17 protein-coding genes are annotated in these 18909 nt (G+C 69.8%); 6 read left to right on the top strand and 11 right to left on the bottom strand.

Annotated elements, in window-relative coordinates:
* Positions 1-19: 19 nt before the first annotated feature.
* The 4 genes from rpsK to infA form a co-directional block, all read right to left on the bottom strand.
* Positions 20-421: a 30S ribosomal protein S11 gene (rpsK, locus tag AC6CCG_RS14985; RefSeq protein WP_179751068.1), complete on the bottom strand. Its 402-nt coding sequence runs from the start codon at positions 419-421 to the stop codon at positions 20-22.
* Positions 422-465: 44 nt separating this feature from the next.
* Positions 466-840 (bottom strand): 30S ribosomal protein S13, encoded by a 375-nt coding sequence (gene rpsM / locus AC6CCG_RS14980; RefSeq protein WP_496655343.1) that lies wholly within the window; start codon positions 838-840, stop codon positions 466-468.
* 211 nt (positions 841-1051) lie between these two features.
* On the bottom strand, positions 1052-1165 hold the full coding sequence (gene rpmJ, locus AC6CCG_RS14975; RefSeq protein WP_020575560.1) for a 50S ribosomal protein L36: 114 nt from the start codon (positions 1163-1165) through the stop codon (positions 1052-1054).
* A gap of 93 nt (positions 1166-1258) precedes the next feature.
* A complete protein-coding gene (gene infA / locus AC6CCG_RS14970) occupies positions 1259-1480 on the bottom strand; it encodes a translation initiation factor IF-1 (RefSeq protein ID WP_152361856.1) in 222 nt (73 codons plus the stop codon).
* Between the two features lie 131 nt (positions 1481-1611).
* Here infA and AC6CCG_RS14965 point away from each other — a divergent pair, with 131 nt between their 5' ends.
* The gene (locus AC6CCG_RS14965; protein ID WP_496655342.1) at positions 1612-2706 is read left to right on the top strand and encodes a carboxylate-amine ligase; all 1095 of its coding nucleotides are present in this window, start codon (positions 1612-1614) and stop codon (positions 2704-2706) included.
* Positions 2707-3154: 448 nt separating this feature from the next.
* Here AC6CCG_RS14965 and AC6CCG_RS14960 read toward each other — a convergent pair whose 3' ends face one another.
* Positions 3155-4234 (bottom strand): RNA polymerase sigma factor, encoded by a 1080-nt coding sequence (locus AC6CCG_RS14960; protein WP_496655341.1) that lies wholly within the window; start codon positions 4232-4234, stop codon positions 3155-3157.
* A 163-nt stretch (positions 4235-4397) separates the two neighbouring features.
* Entirely contained in the window at positions 4398-4748 is a 351-nt protein-coding gene (locus AC6CCG_RS14955) for a YciI family protein (RefSeq protein ID WP_496655340.1), read from the bottom strand.
* A gap of 132 nt (positions 4749-4880) precedes the next feature.
* Between AC6CCG_RS14955 and AC6CCG_RS14950 the strand changes: the two genes are divergently transcribed.
* A complete protein-coding gene (locus AC6CCG_RS14950) occupies positions 4881-5741 on the top strand; it encodes a sugar phosphate isomerase/epimerase family protein (RefSeq protein ID WP_496655339.1) in 861 nt (286 codons plus the stop codon).
* Between the two features lie 169 nt (positions 5742-5910).
* Here AC6CCG_RS14950 and AC6CCG_RS14945 read toward each other — a convergent pair whose 3' ends face one another.
* Positions 5911-6894 carry an ArsR/SmtB family transcription factor gene (locus AC6CCG_RS14945; RefSeq protein WP_496655338.1) on the bottom strand — a complete coding sequence of 328 codons (984 nt, stop codon included), beginning with the start codon at positions 6892-6894 and terminating at the stop codon, positions 5911-5913.
* A 66-nt stretch (positions 6895-6960) separates the two neighbouring features.
* Here AC6CCG_RS14945 and AC6CCG_RS14940 point away from each other — a divergent pair, with 66 nt between their 5' ends.
* Positions 6961-8199 carry an MFS transporter gene (locus AC6CCG_RS14940; protein ID WP_496655337.1) on the top strand — a complete coding sequence of 413 codons (1239 nt, stop codon included), beginning with the start codon at positions 6961-6963 and terminating at the stop codon, positions 8197-8199.
* Here AC6CCG_RS14940 and AC6CCG_RS14935 read toward each other — a convergent pair.
* Both AC6CCG_RS14935 and AC6CCG_RS14930 read right to left on the bottom strand, forming a co-directional pair.
* Entirely contained in the window at positions 8157-9041 is an 885-nt protein-coding gene (locus tag AC6CCG_RS14935) for a GTP-binding protein LepA (RefSeq protein WP_496655336.1), read from the bottom strand. The genes AC6CCG_RS14940 and AC6CCG_RS14935 overlap by 43 nt on opposite strands.
* A 63-nt stretch (positions 9042-9104) precedes the next feature.
* Complete coding sequence (locus tag AC6CCG_RS14930) at positions 9105-9476, bottom strand: DUF1707 SHOCT-like domain-containing protein (protein WP_496655335.1); 372 nt, start codon at positions 9474-9476, stop codon at positions 9105-9107.
* 53 nt (positions 9477-9529) lie between these two features.
* Between AC6CCG_RS14930 and AC6CCG_RS14925 the strand changes: the two genes are divergently transcribed.
* Entirely contained in the window at positions 9530-10579 is a 1050-nt protein-coding gene (locus AC6CCG_RS14925; RefSeq protein ID WP_496655334.1) for a LacI family DNA-binding transcriptional regulator, read from the top strand.
* A gap of 15 nt (positions 10580-10594) precedes the next feature.
* On the opposite strand, the gene AC6CCG_RS14920 is transcribed toward AC6CCG_RS14925, so the two are convergent.
* Positions 10595-12085: an MFS transporter gene (locus AC6CCG_RS14920; RefSeq protein ID WP_496655333.1), complete on the bottom strand. Its 1491-nt coding sequence runs from the start codon at positions 12083-12085 to the stop codon at positions 10595-10597.
* A 174-nt stretch (positions 12086-12259) separates the two neighbouring features.
* Here AC6CCG_RS14920 and AC6CCG_RS14915 point away from each other — a divergent pair, with 174 nt between their 5' ends.
* On the top strand, positions 12260-12853 hold the full coding sequence (locus tag AC6CCG_RS14915) for a TetR/AcrR family transcriptional regulator (RefSeq protein WP_496655332.1): 594 nt from the start codon (positions 12260-12262) through the stop codon (positions 12851-12853).
* 141 nt (positions 12854-12994) lie between these two features.
* Positions 12995-13870 (top strand): endonuclease domain-containing protein, encoded by an 876-nt coding sequence (locus AC6CCG_RS14910; RefSeq protein ID WP_496655331.1) that lies wholly within the window; start codon positions 12995-12997, stop codon positions 13868-13870.
* Between the two features lie 116 nt (positions 13871-13986).
* On the opposite strand, the gene AC6CCG_RS14905 is transcribed toward AC6CCG_RS14910, so the two are convergent.
* Positions 13987-18753: an SdrD B-like domain-containing protein gene (locus AC6CCG_RS14905; RefSeq protein WP_496655330.1), complete on the bottom strand. Its 4767-nt coding sequence runs from the start codon at positions 18751-18753 to the stop codon at positions 13987-13989.
* Between the last annotated feature and the right edge of the window lie 156 nt (positions 18754-18909).

The following is an 18909-nucleotide window of genomic DNA, read 5'->3' as shown; positions in this document are numbered from 1 at the left end:
TTCAGTCGTCCTTTCTGGGTCAGACCCGGCGCCGCTTGGGCGGGCGGCAGCCGTTGTGCGGAACGGGGGTCACGTCGGCGATCGCGCCGACCTCGAGGCCGACCGCGCCGAGCGAACGGATCGCGGTCTCCCGGCCCGAGCCCGGGCCCTTGACGAAGACGTCGACCCGCTTCATGCCGTGCTCCATCGCCCGCCGGCCGGCGGCCTCAGCGGCCATCTGCGCGGCGTACGGGGTGGACTTGCGGGAGCCCTTGAAGCCGACCGTGCCGGCCGAGGCCCACGCGATCACCGCACCGGTCGGGTCCGTGATCGAGATGACGGTGTTGTTGAAGGTGCTCTTGATGTGGGCGTGGCCCGCGACCACGTTCTTCTTCTCTTTGCGCCGGACCTTCTTGGCGGCGCCGCGTCCTGCGATTGCCATGTGTGTGGTTCTCCTGGAGGTTTCTCACCAAGCACGCGGACGCGTTACTTGGCCTTCTTCTTACCGGCGACGGGCTTCCGGGCGCCCTTACGGCTCCGGGCATTGGTACGGGTCCGCTGACCACGTACCGGCAGGCCGCTGCGGTGGCGACGGCCCTGGTACGAGCCGATCTCCACCTTGCGCCGGATGTCCGCCGAAACCTCCCGGCGAAGATCACCTTCGGTCTGGTAGTTCGCTTCGATCCAGTCCCGCAGCGCGACCAGCTGGTCGTCGTTGAGTTGATGTACCCGAAGATCACCACTGATCTTCGTGGCCTCCAGGGTCTCGGCGGCGCGCGTCTTGCCGACGCCGAAGATGTAGGTCAGTGCGACCTCGAGCCGCTTGTCACGCGGCAGGTCGACACCAATCAGGCGTGCCATCAGGCGGTCTACCTCTCGGTTTCGATCCGGATCCCGTTTCCAGCGGAGATCGTCCGGACCGCGAAGGTGTCTGGCGTGACGCGTCCCGTTGGCTTCCGGAATCCGGCTGCCGCGGGCCTCGGCCTTCGTCCGAGGGTGGTCTCCGGAGATTCAGGTTCCGGAGTTGCGGTCACACTTTTTCAGTTGATGCTCGGGACCTGCGAGTTCCCGATCAGCCCTGACGCTGCTTGTGTCGGGGGTTCTCGCAAATCACCATCACGCGACCGTGCCGGCGAATCACCTTGCACTTGTCGCAGATCTTCTTGACGCTCGGCTGAACCTTCATCGAGCTGCTTTCTCGATCAGCCCATGGCAAGCCACAGGCATGTGGTGGATGGTTTGCGGGGTTTCCCGGGGCGCGAACCCCAGGAAGATGTGACTACTTGTGCCGGTAGACGATGCGGCCCCGGTTCAGGTCGTACGCGGAGAGTTCGACGACGACGCGGTCGGTGGGGAGGATGCGGATGTAGTTCTGCCGCATCTTGCCGCTGATCGTGGCCAACACCTTGTGTCCATTGGACAGCTCCACGCGAAACATCGCGTTGGGCAGGGCCTCGACCACTGTGCCTTCCAGCTCGAGCGCGCCTTCCTTCTTCGCCATAAACTCTCTTACGATCGCCTGACAGGGAACAACGAACCACCGGCAAAGGTGGCCGACCCGAAACTTTACGCCAGTTCGGGCGAGGACCCAAATCATGCTCCCAGCCGGAGCCGGCCTGCCAGACTGAGTCCGTGCGTACGGTGGGCGTCGAAGAGGAGTTGCTGCTCGTCGATCCGGGGTCGGGGGCACCCGTCGCGGTCGCCGGGAGCGTCCTGGCCCGCGCCGCCTCGCGGTCCGCCGACCACCCCGACGGCGAGATCGAGGCCGAGTTGCAGCAACAGCAGATCGAGGTCGAGACCACCCCGACGACGTCGCTGACCGACCTCGGCACCCAGGTCCGGGACTGGCGCCGGCGGGCCGACGAGCTGGGCCGCTCGTCCGGTGCCCGGGCCGTCGCGCTGGCCACCTCACCGCTGCCGGTCGACCCGCGAACCACGGTCAAGGCGCGCTACCAGGCGATGATCACGCAGTTCGGGCTGACCACGCTGGAGCAGCTGACCTGCGGCTGTCACGTGCACGTCGGCGTCGACTCCGACGACGAGGGCGCCGCCGTGATCAACCGGATCCAGCCGTGGCTGCCCGCCCTGCTCGCACTGTCGGCCAATTCGCCGTTCTGGGACGGCCGCGACAGCGGGTACGCCAGCTACCGGTCCCAGGCCGGGATGAGGTTCCCGACCACCGGGCCGACCCGAGCCTTCGAGTCCGGCGCCGACTACCGCGCCTACGTCGACGACCTGGTCGCCACCGGCGTCCCGCTCGACGGCGACATGATCTATTTCTACGCGCGGCTGTCCCGGCACTATCCGACCGTCGAGATCCGGATCTCCGACATCTGTGCCCGTACCGTCGACACGGTGATGATCGCCGGCCTGGTCCGGGCCCTGGTCGACACCGCGGCCAGCGCCTGGCAGGCGGGCGACCCGGCGCCGGCGATCGATCCCGAGCGGCTCCGGCTGGCCACCTGGCGGGCCGGCCGGTCCGGCCTCGCCGGCGACCTGATCGATCCGGTCGGCGGCCTGCCGCAACCGGCGGCGCAGGTGATCGAGACGCTGCTCGAGCACGTGGACGCCGCGCTGGCAGCCAACGGCGACCGCGACACGGTGCACGCCGAGGTGCGCCGGGTGCAGACCGGGGGCAACGGGGCGGACCGTCAGCGCGCCGATCTGGAACGGACCGGCGACCTGGCCGCCGTGGTCCGCGCCTCGGCCGAGGTCACCCAGGACTGACCCGGCTCAGGCCGGCGGCAACGCGGCAAGCCGGGACTCGAGGAAGGGCCGCGCGGCCCGTAGCCGCAGTGCGTCGGTGTGCGCGGCGCCGCATCACGGGTCCGGGCCAGCGATAGCGCGTGCCGACGGGCAGGATCGACGAGCGCCGTGCGTGGCGGGCTGCCTCTCGGTCATCGCCGGAGTCCTCGACCATCCGAGGCATGTCGGAATTCCTCCATGGACGAGGCGTTTCCACGTGGCAGTCGCGGTTGGGACCTCGCCCGTGGAGAAATGGCGACATCGAGGGGCCACGCCGCGCCGGAGTTGTCAGCGAGCGACCACGGTCAGGCCCCGGCCAGCCAGAGCGACGCCGGCTGCGATGTCGCGAAGCTCCCCCGCTGTAGACACCGAGGCCCGATCTCGCCCGGTTCCGGCCACAGCGAGGGACATCCGCGACAGCAGCGGCATGTCAGAGGGAGGAGAGGCGGGACTCGAGGAAGGCTCGTTCGGGGTCGCTGGGGCCGAGGCGGAGTGCGTCGGCGTACGCGGCGCGGGCCTCGTCGGTCCGGCCCAGCCGGCGCAGCAGGTCGGCGCGGGCGGCCGGGAGGTAGTGGTAGCGGGACAGTTCCGGCTCTGCGGCGAGTTCCTCGATCAGCTCCAGGGCCACCGCAGGCCCGGCGGTGTGGGACAGCGCGACCGCGCGGTTGAGCGCGACGATCGGGCTGGGCCAGCGCCGGTGCAACCGGTCGTAGCCGGCCAGCACCGCCGCCCAGTCGGTCTCCTCGGCCGACGGGGCCGAGGCGTGGGCACCGGCGATCGCGGCCTGCAGCACGTACCGCCCGGGATCCTGGGCGGCGGGCAGCGCGGCGATCCGGTCCAGCAGCCCGAGCCCTTCGGTGATCTTGGTCCGGTCCCAGCGCCGCCGGTCCTGGTCCGGCAGCAGGACGATCCGGCCCTGGTCGTCGAGCCGGGCGTCGCGGCGGGCGTCGGTGAGCAGCATCAGGGCCAGCAGGCCGGCGACCTCGGCCTCGTCCGGCAGCAGGGTGACGAGCACCCGGCCCAGGTCGATCGCGGGTTCGATGAGTTCCGGCCGGACCGCGGCCGCCCCGCCGGTCGGCGCGTAGCCCTCGTTGAAGATCAGATAGAGCACCGCGAGCACGCCGGTCAGGCGTTCCGGCAGCTCGTCGTCGGCCGGCACCCGGTAGGCGATCGACGCGGCGGTGATCTTCTTCTTGGCCCGGGTCAGCCGGGCCGCCATCGTCGGCTCCGGGACCAGGAACGCGTTCGCGATCTCGGCCGTGGTCAGCCCGCCGACCATCCGCAGGGTGAGGGCCACCCGGGCCGGCATCGCCAGGGCCGGGTGGCAGCAGGTGAAGATCAGCCGCAGCCGGTCGTCGTAGTCGAGCAGTCCGGCCGGCTCCCGTACCGAGCGATCGGTGCCGACCGCCAGCAGGGGCAACTTGCGCCGCAGATTCTGGTCCCGGCGAATGGTGTCGATCAGCTTCCGCCGCGCGGTGGCGACCAGCCAGCGGACCGGCTGCTCGGGCACCCCGTCCGCCGGCCAGGTCTCCAGCGCGCGCAGGTACGCGTCCGCGGCAGCCTGTTCGGCCAGGCCGAGATCACCGGCCGCCGACCGGGCGACCGCCGCGACGACGGTCGACCAGCCGGACCGGTGCGCCTCCGCGACGGCCGCGCCGACCGCTTCGGACCGATCACTCAGTCGGCATCACCGGGCGTACCTCGACGTTCGGCTCCGGGCACTGCTTGGCCAGGCTCAGCGCATGATCGAGGTCCCGTGCCTCGATCAGGTAGTAGCCGCCGAGTTCCTCCTTGGTCTCGGCGAACGGCCCGTCGGTGACGAGTTGCTCGCCGCCGTCACGGTTCCGGACCGTCGTCGCCGTGCTCCCGAGCTCCAGCGCCTCACTGGAGATGATCTTCGCCCCGGAGGCCAGGATCTGCTCGGTGAACTGGCCGTGCAGGGCCATCGCCGCCTCGATCTCGGACTGGTCCTTGTCCTCCCAGCCGGTCGGGTCTCCGTACAGCAGCAGGATGTAGCTGGGCATGTCTCCCTCTCTCTCGGTGCAGTCACTATCACCCCACGGACGAACGACTGTCCCCCGAATCGACACCCTGGCGCGCGGCAAAATCCTGGCAACCGCTTCCCAACTCTTTGCCAGCCCGTTTAGGTTCGGATCATGGTGAAGATCGGCGTCCAAGCGATGATGCTCAAACAGCACGTGGCCGACCAGGGTGCGTACCAGATCTGGAAGCGGCTGGCCGACTCCGGTTTCTCCTCGGTCGAGGTCTCCCAGATCGCGCTCACCCCGGAGACCCGGGACGAGATCGTCCGCGCCAACGGCGAGTTCGGCATGGGTGTCGCCGCGATCTCCGGCGGCATCGGGCCGACCGGTGGCGGCGGCAACGACTCGCTGGTGGAGTCGTTCGACAAGATCGTCGCCGACTGCAAGGCGTTGGGTACGGAGCGGGTGCGGATCGGCATGATGCCGCTGACCGCGTTCGCCTCCGAGCAGACGCTGGTCGAGGCCGCCCACACGATGGACGAGTACGCCGGCCGGCTGGCCGACGAGGGCATCCGACTCAGCTATCACAACCACCATTACGAATTCGCCCGGGTCGGCGAGCGGCACGTGCTCGACCTGATCCGCGCCGAGGCACCCCGGCTGCTGTTCGAGATCGACGTGCACTGGGTGCACCGCGGCGGCATGGATCCGGTGCGGGTGATCAACAACTACTCCGGCGTGGCCGACCTGATCCACCTCAAGGACTACCGGATCGGGCTGCCGCCCGCCGAGGCGATCGAGGGTCTCGCCTCCGGCAACCGCGAGGCCTGGACCGAGTACGCGAACAACATCGTCCAGTTCGCCGAGGTCGGCTCCGGCAACCTCGACTTCCCCGGCATCATCGAGGCCGCCAAGGCGGCCGGCGCCGCGCACCTGCTGATCGAACAAGATCAACAGTACGGTCGCGACATCTTCGACTGCCTGGCCGACTCCCGCGCCCACCTGGTCAAGATCGGCTACGAAGCCCTGCTCTGATCGGGCCCGCGCAGTTTTTCACGTCCCGTGAAAAACCGTCGCTTTACCAGAGAAGTAAACCTGGTAAAGCGACGGGAACACTGGTGGAGTGGTGTAGGTGAGGCTGCTGATGCGGCCTGTCGAACGGCGGAAGCTCACGTCGACGACCACCGCGCGGACGTTCCGCCGCTCAGGGTTCGGCGCTCTCGACCAGCGCATCGCCGATCGGGGTACGCCGGTAGTGCACACTGCGGCCGACCCTGGTCCGGTCGACCAACGCGGCGTCGCGCAGCGTGGCCAGATGATCACCGACGGCGCCGGTGGCCAGACCGAGGGTGCGGGCGAGCTGGCTGGTCGACGACGGTTCGGCGAGGGCCGACAGAATGGTTGCACGGCTGCGGCCGATCAGCCGGCCTAGTGATCCCGGTACGGTCTCGGCGGGCTCCGACCAGAGCACCCGGATGCCGCGCGCCGGATAGATGATCGTCTTCGGCCAACCCGGCCCGATGTGGGCCGCCGCGCTGGGCCAGACGAACACCGAGGGGACCAGCAGCACGCCGTCGCCGGTCCCGTCCACGAACTGGTCGGCAGTGAAGGCGGCGAGTTCGGCGCCGTCCTCGACCCAGCTCAGTCCGGGATGCAGGTCCCGGGTCGCCGATCGCCAGCCGGCCCGGGTGATCTGGTCCGCCCGATGGAAGACGTCGCGCTCGCAGACCGCGCGCAGAGCCGGCCAGTCGTCCGCCAGCAGCCGGTCCCAGGCGAGTTCGAGCGTCGTGGCGATCCGGCCGGTGAGCTCGTCGTCGGCCAACAGGCGTTCGGTGGCCGGCGGGAGCGGCCGGCCGGCGATGCGGTGCGTCTCCTGCCGGACCTGATCAGGATCCATGGCCCGGATCGCCGCAAGATCATCTCCGACGGCTTGATCAAGTCCACGCTGCGGTGCCGGCGCGAGCGCCGACGGACCGCCGCCGGCCGTCTGCAGGGCCAGGATCGCGTCGAGGTCGGTGTCGCGTCGGAGCGCGCGGAACGCAGGCAGCAGCCGCTCGGCCCACCCCCGCGGCAGCCCGCTGCGACGTCCCGCGGCGAGCTTGCGGATCAGCGAGCTCAGCTCGAACAACGGCGCGATCGCGAACCTCGCACCGGTCAGATCGGCAGGCCCGAGCCGCAGTCGAAGCATGGCCCGACCTTACGCTCCTGGACGAATCTGTAGCTCACCCGCCGGTCGGGCGCCGAGGCTCGTCCGGTGAACTCACGCTGGACGTTGCTGCTGCGGAATCGCGGGTTCGGAATGCTCTGGACCGGGCGCACAGTCTCCTGGCTCGGCAATGCGATCGCACCGATCGCCCTCGCGTTCGCCGTCCTCGATCTCGGCGGTTCGGCTGCCACGCTCGGGCTGGTCGTCGGAGCCCGGTCGATCACCCATGCCGCACTGGTCCTGATCGGGGGTGCGTTGGCCGATCGGGCTGCCCGGAACCGGATCCTGGTCGGCTCGGCCTTCGTCGCCGCAGCCAGTCAGGGCGGCACCGCCGCGCTGGTCGCCGTCGGCTCCGCCCCGATGCCGGCGCTGATGCTGCTCGGCGTGATCAACGGGGCTGCCGCGGCCCTGGCCGGCCCGGCCGGGGCCGTGCTGACCAAGCAACTCGTCGCCGACGACCAACTACGGGACGCGAACGCGGTCAGTCAGCTCGGTATGCAGGTCGCGCTGCTGGCCGGCACCTCGGCTGGTGGCGTCATCGTCGCGACCGCCGGGCCCGCCCTGGGCTTGGCGATCGACGCCCTCACCTTCGTGGTGGCCGGGACCTGCTACCTCGGCCTCCCTGGCCTGATCGCGCCGAGATCCGAGCGGCCGTCGCTGTTGGGTGACCTCCGGGACGGCTTCGGTTACATGGTCCGGACGCGCTGGCTGCTCGCCTGCACCATGATCAACTTCGTCACGATGGCCGGATTCGCCGGCGGACTCCAAGTGCTCGCGCCGCTTGTCGCCGATCGGACCTTCGGCCGCACCGCTTACGGACTCCTGGGCACAGTCCAGCTGATCGGCGGTCTGGCGGGCACCGGCCTGGCGGTGTTGATCAAGGATCGAGTCCCGCTCCGGCTCGCGATCAGCTGGCCTGCGGGACTGGCTCTGCCGTTGCTCGTGCTCGGCGCCGGCGCGGCCGGTCCGATCAGCGGAACCGGTCTGCTGCTCGCGGCCGGGATCGCCATGTTCGTGGCCGGCGTGCTGTTGAGCCTGTCCAGCACATTCCGTGGCCTGGCGGTCCAGCGCGGAGTGCCGGAGGACCGGTTGGGCCGTGCGTCCTCGTACCTCACCGTGGCCTCGGTCGGCGGGATCCCGGCCGGTGAACTCGTGGTCGGGCCGCTGGCGGCGTGGCTGGGACTCGGCGGCGCCTATGCGGCGCTGGCGGCGGTCGTGCTGGGCAGCGTGGTGATCGCGGCGGTTCAGGCGGGCGCGGGAGCGGTCAGTCCGCCGCGCTCGAGGTAGAGCTCGACGCTCTCCTTGAGGGCCTTCAGGATGTACGGCGGGAACTCCATCCCCTGCCGGTGCGCCCAGAGCAACCGCTGCTCGACCCGGCCGACCTCGCGGGCGTACCCGGCAAGATCATCGTCCAGGCCGAGGTCGACGACCACGCCGCCCATGTCCGCCTTGTAGCGGTCCATGGCGTTGGTGCCGACCAGGTTGTACGACTTCTCGCGGAGCACCCGGGTCAGGAACATCTGCCAGGGCTTCAACTCGTTGTTCTGCACCATTTTCTCGGCCGACATCCGGTAGAAGGCGAAGTGGCCGGGCTCCTGCTGCTTGATCGGCGTGATGATCGTTTCGGCGATCGCGTCCTCGCCGAGCTCCCGCATCCCCGAGTTGATCTGGTTGTACGCCAGCACGGCCTGCCGCTCGGTGCTCGCCCCGGTCAGGAAGTAGAGCAGCTTCGCCACTTCCTGGATCGGCTTCAGGTTGGCCAGCGCACCGAGGATCTTGATCTTGAACGAGACGTCCAGGTGCGGCTCGGCCGGCTTCCGGCCGAGGTCCTGCTGCAGCCGGTCCAGAATCAGGCCGTGCTGGATCTCCTGGGGTTGCCAGACGTCCGCGTAGAAGGTCCGGTTGGTGTCGTCGACGTCCGGCAGCAGCACCAGCAGCTCCAGGACGTTGCGGTCGACCTCGAGCTCGACCCGGGCCAGGTAGTCGATCACGTGGCCGTACTTGGACGTCACGAGATCGGGCCGCTTCACGGTCCGGTCGACCGAATCGAGGGAGATCGGAGGGTAGAGCTCGCCCAATCGCTGAACGTGTTCAGCGATCTTCTGCTGGGTGACTTTCTGGCGAGGCACGGATGGAGTCTAACTCTCAGAAATTAGGGCAACCAAAGTCCGGTCTGTGTCCTCGGACACAGCTCAGACGGCGATGATCAGCACCAGCAGGATCGCGATCAGGGCCACGACACCGATCACCGCGCCGACCGCGATCACGGCGACCCGGTTGCCCGACCGCGCCTCGGTCAGCTCGCCCGGCCGGCCGGCGCCGGTGTCGACGATCGCCGGGCTGTCGTACGTCTGCAGCGGCGGGAGCCCCTCGACGACCGGGACCAGTTCGCCCAGCTTCTGGGCGGCGAACAGCCGGTCCAGCCGGGACTGGTACTCCTCCTGGCTCAGCGCGCCGTCGGTGAACGCCGCGTTGAGCCGGCGGCTCAGTCGGTCCCGTTCGTCGTCGGAGACCGGTTCGGCCGGCTTGCTCCGGTACGGAGACGAGATGGGGAGTTCGCTCACCCGGCCAGCCTACTAGCGAGGCGTCCCACCGGACCCAGGCTTAGACTCCGTCCATGCGGAAGGGGCCCGGGACGAACGGGCAGGGAGGCGCCAGTAGCTCCCGGCCGCGTCCGACATTGCGTGACGTCGCCTTACGGGCGGGCGTCTCGGCCAAGACCGTCTCCAACGTGATCAACCGGACCGCGCCGGTCAGCGAGGAGACCCGGCTCCGGGTCGACCGGGCGCTGGTCGAGCTCGACTACGTACCGAATCTCTCCGCCCGCGGGCTGCGGAACGGCCGCAGCGACCTGATCGCGGTCGCGCTGCCCGATCTTGCGTCGGCCTACTCGGCCGAGATGGCACACCACTTCATCACCCTGGCCGGCGAGGACGGGCTCGGGGTCCAGCTCGAGGAGACGTACGGCAAGGCGGACCGGGAGATCCAGTTGCTGTCGCGGGCGAAGGCGCACCTGGTGGACGGGCTGATCCTCAACCCGGTCCGGCTGGAGACCTCGGCGGTGCAGCGCGGCATCGTGCTGCCGCCGGTCGTACTGATCGGTGAGGTGCACCAGCCGATCGCCGACCATGTCTGGATCGACAACGTCGGCGCCAGCCGGGACATCGTCGCGCTGTTGATCAACGAGGGGCACCGGCGGATCGCCACCCTCGGCGCCACCACGGCGGAGAGCGCCCGGCAGCGGTTGCAGGGGTTCCGCGAGGCGCACGCCGCGGCCGGGCTGCCGATCCGGCCCGAGCTGGAGATCCCCTGCCTGATCTGGGACGGCGGCGGCGGCCACCGCGCGATGACCGCGTTCCTGGCCGAGCACGAGCCGCCGGACGCGATCTACTGCATGACCGACTCGATGGCGCTCGGCGCGATCAGTGCGCTGACCGCGGCCGGGCTGCGGGTGCCGGACGACGTCTCGATCGCCGGCTACGACAACGTGTGGGAGGCGCGCTTCGCGCACCCGCCGCTGACCACGATCGACTTCGACAAGCGCCGGCTGGCCCGGATCGCCCTGGAGCTGCTCTCGGCACGGATCGACGACACCGCGCGCCCGATCCAGAGCGTCACGGTGCCGTACTCGATCGTGCGCCGGGACAGCATCCGTTCCCGGCGCTGACCCGGCGCTGGGTGATCAAGGCTCGGCGACGACCTCGACCTCGGGTTCGACCGGCGTCCGTACCGGACGGGTCATGATCATCGAGACGATCGTGATCACCACACTCAGTCCGACGAAGATCGCGCCGGCCGTGAAGGCCCGGTCCATGCCGGTGATCAACTCCGGCACCGGTACGGCAGCGCCGGACCCGGAACTGATCCCGGAGATCGCGATCAGGCCGGCCAGCCCGAGCGCCACCCCGCCGGCCTGCTGCGCGGTCTGCATCAGCCCGGCCGCGGCCCCGGAGTCACCGGCCGGCACCCCGGCGAGGATCCTGGCCGAGAAGGGCATGAAGGACAGTCCACCACCGACGCCGAGCAAGATCATCGGCAGCAGGATCCCGGTCCAGTAGTCGGTCTGGGCATCCAGTCGGCTGAAGCTCAGGTGTCCGATGATCAACAGCACCGCACCCGCGATCGAGACCGCGGCCGCGCCGAAGCGGTTGACCAGCCGCGGCGTCAGCCGGGACATCCCGAAGATGCCCAGGGTGAGCGGCAGGAAGGCCAGGCCGGACGCGAACGCCCCGTAGCCGTGCGCAACCTGCAGATACTGCACGAGGAAGAAGAACGCCGCCATCTGCGGACCGACGATGAGCATGAAGCTGATCAAGGCGGTGACCCGCTGCGGGTTCTTCAGCAGCCGGAACGCGAACAGTGGATGGCTGGCCCGGCGCTCGATCAGGCCGAGCGAGGCGAGACCGAGCACGGCCAGCGCGAACGCCGTGATCACCCGCAGCGAGAGGCCTTCCTCGGGCAGCCAGACGAAGCCGGCCACCAGGGCGATCATGCCGACGCTGGCAGCCAGGGCACCCGGCACGTCGAACGGCTCGCGCCGACGGTCCGTGTTCGGCAGCAGCCGCAGCCCGAGCACGAGCGCCGCGACGCCGATCGGGACGTTGATCAGGAACGACCAGCGCCAGGACGCCCAGGAGGTGAGCAGCCCGCCGAGCAGCAGCCCGACCGAGCCGCCGCCGGAGCTGACCGCGGTGAACAGCCCGAGCGCCCGGTTGCGCGCCGGGCCCTCCGGCTGGGACCGGGTGAGCAGGGCCAGCGCGGCCGGCGCCGCGACCGCGGCACCGATCCCCTGCACGGCCCGGGCGCCGATCAGCCAGGCACCGGACAACGCGGCGCCGCCGAGGATCGACCCGGCGATGAAGATCACCAGGCCGGCGACGAAGGTCCGGCGGTAGCCGAGCACGTCGCCGAGCCGGCCGCCGAGCAGCAGCAGGCCGCCGAACGCCAGCGTGTACGCGTTCAGGACCCAGGACAGGTCGGCCGCGGTGAAGCCGAACGTGGTGTGGATGATCGGCAGGGCCACGTTGACGATGGTGGCGTCCAGCACCAGCATCAGCTGGACGGTGAGGATGACGGCGAGGGTGAGGCCGGGCCGCGACCGGCCGGACCCGACCGCGGCGCCCGCGGCCGAGCCGAGTGGTGTCGGCGGGGCCGACGTTGAGACAGAAGACATGAGTTCCTTGCCCGTTCGGGATGGCTGAACCGCGGTCGGCGGCGACCGCTGAAAGAGGACTACACTGATCTGGAGACGGGCTCCGATTTCGGAGCGGGCTCGTACGGCTAGTTCCGGAGACTGCCTCCGGTTATATTACGGAGAGAGTCTCCGGTTTGCAAGAGGGTGCGTGAAGTGACGAATCAGGTTGCCGCGGACAAGCCGCGCAAGCTGCGCGCCGACGCGCAGCGCAACTACGACGCCCTGGTCGCGGTGGCCCGCGAGGCGTTCGGCGAGCGGGGCGCCGAAGCGTCCCTGGACGACATCGCCAAGCGGGCCGGCGTCGGCCCCGGCACGTTGTACCGGCATTTCCCGACCCGGGACCACCTGTATCGCGCCGTCCTCGAGGACTGGCAGGAGGACGTCCGGGCCGACGGCGAGCGGCTGGTCCGGCTGGCCGAGGACGACCCGGAACAGGCGCTGATCGAGTGGGCCCGCAACCACTACCGGCACAAGTCGTTCTTCCGCGGCCTGCACGCCCGCCTGCTGGCCGACGCGGACGACGACGACAGGTCGGTCCTGTTCTCGTGCAAGACGGTGCTCGGCGAGGCGGGCGAGGGCGTACTCGACCGGGCCAAGGAGGCCGGCCTGGTCCGCCCCGAGATCGGCTTCCGGATGGTGTCCCAGCTGCTCAGCGGCATCGGGATGGTCGACGAGCAGGTCCCCGGCGGCGTCGACGTCGAAGCCCAGATCGCCATCGTCCTGGCCGGCATCCGGCCGCGCGCCTGAGCTGCTCAAATCTCACGCAACTGACGAGTTGGGGCCCGATTTCGGCCTCGAGACGGCCAGTTGCGTGAGATTTGAGCAGGTCCTGTGGACAACGAGGCCCTTAGTTCGCGCACGCAGGGGCTCATGCCGCAGCCTCGACCTGTGGCAGGGGTTCCGATCGAAGCGATGCTGGCCGAGGGCGGTGGCATCATCGCTGCGCGCCGGCATCCGCGGCTCCGCCGGGCGCTCTACCGCCTGGTCGAGACGAGCGAACTGATCGCTGTCCTGCCTGGGGTGCTGGCGCCCGCCGCCTCACGGGACCACCTGGACACCCGGATCCGGGCGCTCGCTGCCTGCGACGACAACGCGGTGCTGACCCGGTGGGCTGCGGCCCGGCTCACGTTCTGGCCGGAGATCGCGGTCCCGATCGTCACGGCATCGCTGCTGCGGCAGCGGGCCGTTCCGGACGGGTTCGAGGTCGTACGAGAAGCCATTCCGCGGCACCTGGTCCGGACCGTGCGCGGGATCCGGGTCACGGCGCCCGAGCTGACCGCGCTCGACCTCGCGCTCACCGACGAGGGGGCCGCGATCGACCTGGTCCTGCGGACGGGGCTCGTCTCGTTCGGTGATCTTTCCGCCGTCCTGATCAGCCTGCCCGGCCGGCACGGCAACACGACGCGGAGGCGCTGGCTGGACGACTCGCGCCATCGGCCGTGGTCGGCCGCCGAACGGGAACTGCACCGGCTGCTCCGCAAGGGCCGGATCTTCCGGTGGCGCGGCAATCGCCCCGTCTTCGTGGGCCAGACCCAGCACGTCCTCGATGTCGTGTTCGACGACGTCAAGCTGGCCATCGAGGTCGACGGCTATGAGTTCCATCGGGCCGAGCGGCGGCTGCAGTTCCATCGTGATCGGCGCAAATGGACCGATCTCGCCGCCGCCGGCTGGATCGTCCTGCACTTCACCTGGGAGCACCTGACCGAGGATCCGGACTGGGTGCTGAGCCGGATCCGGGAAGCACTGCCCCGCCGCGCAGGCTGAAGCAAGAAGTTCCGCCTGCGACGAGTTGGGCGGTCGTCGCAGGCGGAACGGCTAGCGGGTTTCGGTGGGTTCCGGGGCCGGGCCGACTGCCCGGCCCCGGAACTCACCCTTCATGATCAGCTCGACAGTGACTTCCGGCGCCGAGTGATCAACAGCGCGGCACCGATCACGGCCAGGGTGATCCCGCCACCCAGGCCCCAGCCGAGCAGCGCGCTCGAACCCGTCTCCGGCAGTTCGCCGGAGGGGCTGTAGAGACCGGCGTCGAGGCACAGGTCCTTCGGATCGTCCTTGCTGAGCGTGACCTCACCGGTCAGGCCCGTCGCGGGATCCGGGTTCGAGTCCTCGCACCGGTCACCGGCCGTCGGCTTGGTGATCACGTACCCGTCTGGCAGTTCGGAGAACTTCACCTGGTAGGTGCCGCACTCGACTCCCTTGAACAGGTACCGGCCGTCGCCGTCGGTCTCGGTGGTCGCGACCACGTCACCGTCGGAGTTGATCAACTCGACCGTGACCCCCGGCACCGGGTCCTCGCCCTCGTCCTGCAGGCCGTCGGCGTCGTCGTCGTACCAGACGTAGTCGCCGATGGTGCAGGTCGTCGGCGGCACCAGGCCGAGATCGACGTTCGGGTCGCCGTCCGGCAGCGGCCGGATCGGGTCGGTGATCACGACCGTCGGATCGGCCGTCGACGCAATCGGATCGGAGTCCACCGAGTCGTCGTCCCCGGCGTTCGGCTTGGTCACCTCATGATCATCCGGAAGATCGGAGAACTGGACCTGGTACTCGCCGCACTCGTACGTGAGCGTGTAGCTCCCGTCCTTGCCGGTCTTGACCATCTCCACGCCCTCGACCGGCTTGCCGGTCTCCGGATCGATCAAGGTCACCGTGACACCCTCGACGCCGGGCTCGCCGTCGTCCTGGATGCCGTCACCGTCGGTGTCCAGCCAGACCCGGTCACCCACCGTGCAGGTCTTCTCCGGCGTCACGACGCCGGCATCGACCGTCAGGTTCTCGCTCGGCTCGTCGCCGCCGACCGTCACCGGTTCCGTCCGGCCGACCGTCGGGTCGTCCGTCGGGGTCGGGTCGGAGTCCTCGGCGTCGTCACCCGAGTTCGGCTTCGTGAACTCGGTGCCCTCCGGGATGTCGGAGAACTCGACGACGTACTCGCCGCACGGGATCGACCCGAACAGGTACTTGCCGTCGTCGTCGGTCTTGACCGGATCGATGCCCTCGACCGGCTCGCCGGTCTCCGGATCGATCAAGATCACCGTGACGCCCGGCACGCCCGGCTCGCCCTCGTCCTGGACGCCGTCCTTGTCCTTGTCCTGCCAGACGTAGTCGCCCAGCGAGCAGGCCTCGGGCTTGACCAGCCCGGCGTCGATCGTCGGGTTGACGAAGTCGGCCTGGTAGTCGTCGTCCTCGGTCGACGGCGCGTTGTTCGGCTCGCCCTCACCCAGGGTGAAGGTCGGCGTCACGCCCTCGGCGTCCGGGTTCGAGTCGGTCGCCCGATCGTCGCCGGTCTCCTGCTCGGTGAAGGTGTAGCCCTCCGGCGTATCGGAGAACCGTACGGTGTAGTCGCCGCACGCCTGCAGATCGAAGGCGTAGGCACCTTGATCATCGGTCGTCGTGGAATCGACCACGGTGCCCTCGGCGTCGAGCAGTTCGACGGTCACGTTCGCGACCGGCTCCTCGCCCTCGTCCTGCAGCCCGTTCTGGTTGTCGTCCAGCCAGACGTAGTCGCCGACCGCGCAGGTCTGGTCCGGCAGGATGATGCCGGCGTCGACCGTCGGGTCCTCGTTGTCGGACGGATCGTCCGGATCCTCACCGACCGTCACCGGATCGGTCCGGCCGGTGGTCGGGTCCTCCGGGTCCGGCGTCGGGTCGGAATCGGTCGTGTCGTCACCCTCGTTCGGCGGCGTGAACTCCGAGCCGTTCGGGATGCCGGAGAACTCGACGATGTACTCGCCGCACGGGATCGACGGGAACGTGTAGTTGCCGTTCTCGTCCGTGGTCACCGGATCGATGCCCTCGACCGGCTCACCGGTCTCCGGATCGATCAAGGTCACCGTCACACCCTCGACACCCGGCTCGCCCTCGTCCTGGACGCCGTCGCCGTCCTGGTCGTTCCAGACGAAGTCGCCCAGCGTGCAGACCTCGGTCGGCGGCTCCTCGACGATGCCGGCGTCGATCGTCGGATCGTCGTTGTCGGACGGGTCGTCCGGATCCTCACCGACGGTCACCGGTTCGGTCTCACCCACCGTGGGATCCTCCGGGGTCGGTGTCGGGTCGGAGTCGGTCGCGTCGTCGTCGCCCTCGTTCGGCGGCGTGAAGGAGGTGCCCTCCGGGATGTCGGAGAAGCGCACGATGTACTCGCCGCACGGGATCTCCGGGAACGTGTAGTTGCCGTTCTCACCTGTGGTCACCGGATCGATGCCCTCGACCGGCTCACCGGTCTCCGGATCGATCAAGGTCACCGTGACATCCGCAACGCCGGGCTCGCCGTCGTCCTGGACCCCGTTGCTGTTGCTGTCCTGCCAGACGAAGTCGCCGAGCGAGCAGACCTCCTCGGGTTGATCAGCCGGTACGTACCCGACGTCGTAGCTGTGATCGGCACCGGCGGCCGGAGTGGTCGCCGCGATCGTCGCCTGCTCGTCCATCCCTTCACCGTCGGAATCCCGTACGTCGACGTCGCCCTGATTCGCCGCAGTCAGCTGGTAACCCTCGGCGGTCGTACCGGAGGTTTCGAACCTCAGCGTGCACTCGGTCGACGACGGCAGCCCACCGTCGACATTGTCGTCGTTGAAGTAGTACTCGCCGTCGGCGTCCGTGGTGGTGGAGCCGGTCGCCCCGCCCTCACAGTCGACCTCGACCGCGACACCCTCGACCGGAGCCTCGCCCGGATCCTGGATGCCGTCGCTGTTGTCGTCGATCCAGACCCGGTTGCCGATCTCCACCGGGCCCTGCTCGGCCAGCGTGGTCAGATCGCCCAGACCGTTGCCCTTGCCGAGCGTGCCGACGTCGTCGGCCGACGGCGTGGAGCCGTCGCCCAACCGTTCGTAGATCTTCAGGCCGGCGCTGAACGAGCCGTCGGCGATGCTGGACCGCTTCAGGCCGCCGGAGAAGACGGTCGTGGTCGGGTCGTAGACGGTCGAGCGGAGGGACGTGAAGCCCGGCACCATCCCGGAGCCGCCCAGCCAGGTGTTGTCGTGGCGGTACGTGCCGTTGTCGAACACGCCGTCGTAGAACTCGCCGCCGTCCGGGCCGCGGTTCGAGCCCGCGGCCGCACCGGCCTGGCCGCCGCAGGAGCCGTTCGACTCCAGCGTCCAGCCGTCGGTGGCGTTGCCGCAGGCGCGCAGCAGATCACCGGCGACATGGGTGCTGTAGCCGCGGGTGTCCTCGGTGTCGGCGCGGCCGGCCGCCCAGCCGACCTGGTCGCCGGTACGGTCGCGGAAGCCGAGGCTCAGCGCGCCGGTCCGGTCCACCGTGACGTCGGACAGCACGCCCTGCGGGTAGACGGTCCGGTTGGCCGAGCTCTCCTGCGTCGGGTCGTCCACCCACGGGTTCCACGCGGAGGACTGGGCGTTGCCCCCGTCGGCGATCGACGGCATGTCCTCGGTCGTGTTGCACGGCGGGTCGTCGGTCGCCTGCGCACAACCGCGCGAGAAGTCCAGCGAGGACTCCAGCACCGGAGCCTCGGAGAACTCCTCGGCCGCCAGGTCGTAGGTGTAGACGTAGGACCGGAGCGCATCGGTGTCCGGGCCGGTGCAGGTCACGCCGGCGAACAGGGTGCCGCCGTCGATGCCGAGCCCGAACGGCCGCGTCGCATCGGCCGCGCAGCCCTGCTCGGCGCCCGGCAGATCGGTCAGCGAACCGATCGCCTCCGGATCGCCCGCCTCCGGCGCGGCACCGAGCGGCGAGGTGATCGGCACCCGGTAGAGCTGACCGTCGTTGAGGTTGGTGACGTAGAGCGCCGAGCCGTCGCCCGCCGCGACCAGGCCGCCGAGTCCGGTGGTGAAGACGGCGTCGCCGGTCACCTCCGGGTCGTGGAACCAGTCGTAGCCCGCGTCGTCGTTGCTCGGCCGCGGGTCGCCGGCGTTCGGGATGGTCGCGAAGACCTCGCCGTTGGCGTCGCCGTCGATGTTGGTCAGGTAGATCGCGCCGGCGCCGCCCGGGCCCAGCTTCGCGTGCCGCTTGACCAGCGCCGAGGTGAACACGTAGCCGTTCACGTCGGTCCCGTTGGGCAGGCTGGCCGTGCCGAAGGTGGTACCGATCTGTGCCTGGGTCGCCTCGGTGGTCAGCGGCGGGTCCTCGGACCCCTGCGTCGTCTGCGGTGTCGAGACCAGGGCGGGCGCGCCCGGATCGGTGGGCTGACCCGGGTTCGCGTCGCCCGCGGTCTGGATCGCACCACGCTGCACCGGCGTGATGATCAACGCGTTGCCGCCGGTCGAGTAGTCGCCCGGTGCGTGGATGCCAAGATCAGCGGTGTCGCCGGCGGAGACGAACTGCACCGAGGTCCCGGAGGTCGAGCCGTCGACCCCGGACTGGGTCGAGCTGAACCCGGACGGCACGGCGAACTCCAGCCGTACGTCGGTGCTGTCGTCGCCGGTGTCGTAGTCCAGCGTGTACGTGCCGTCCGCGGCCGTGGTGGCCGTACCGACCTCGTCACCCGCGGCGTCGTACGCGGTCACCGCGACGCCGGCCACCCCGACGTCGACCGCCGGGTTCTCGGCCGAGGCGTCGGTGTCGATCACGCCGTTGAGGTTGTAGTCCCGGAACACGGTCCCGGACACCGACCCTTCGGCGGCGGACGCCGTCGCGGCGCCGGTCAGCCACATCCCGGCGCCGAGCGCGAGGCTCGTCAACCCGACCAGGAACTTCGCGGCCACGGCCTTCCCCTGCCTGGCCCGGGAGCCCGAACTCGACCGAGGTCGCGTCGGAGATCTGCCCAACATGTGGTCCCCTCTTCGTTGTACGAATGGAAAACCCCGAGTGCGCGGCAACGGAACGGCAGCTGCCGAGGCCGCAGATTCACCCAAGCGCAC

The sequence above is a fragment of the Microlunatus sp. YIM B11417 genome, assembly GCF_059617205.1.
Note: the sequence above shows the minus strand (reverse complement) of the source record. Positions and strands in the feature narration are given on the sequence as shown.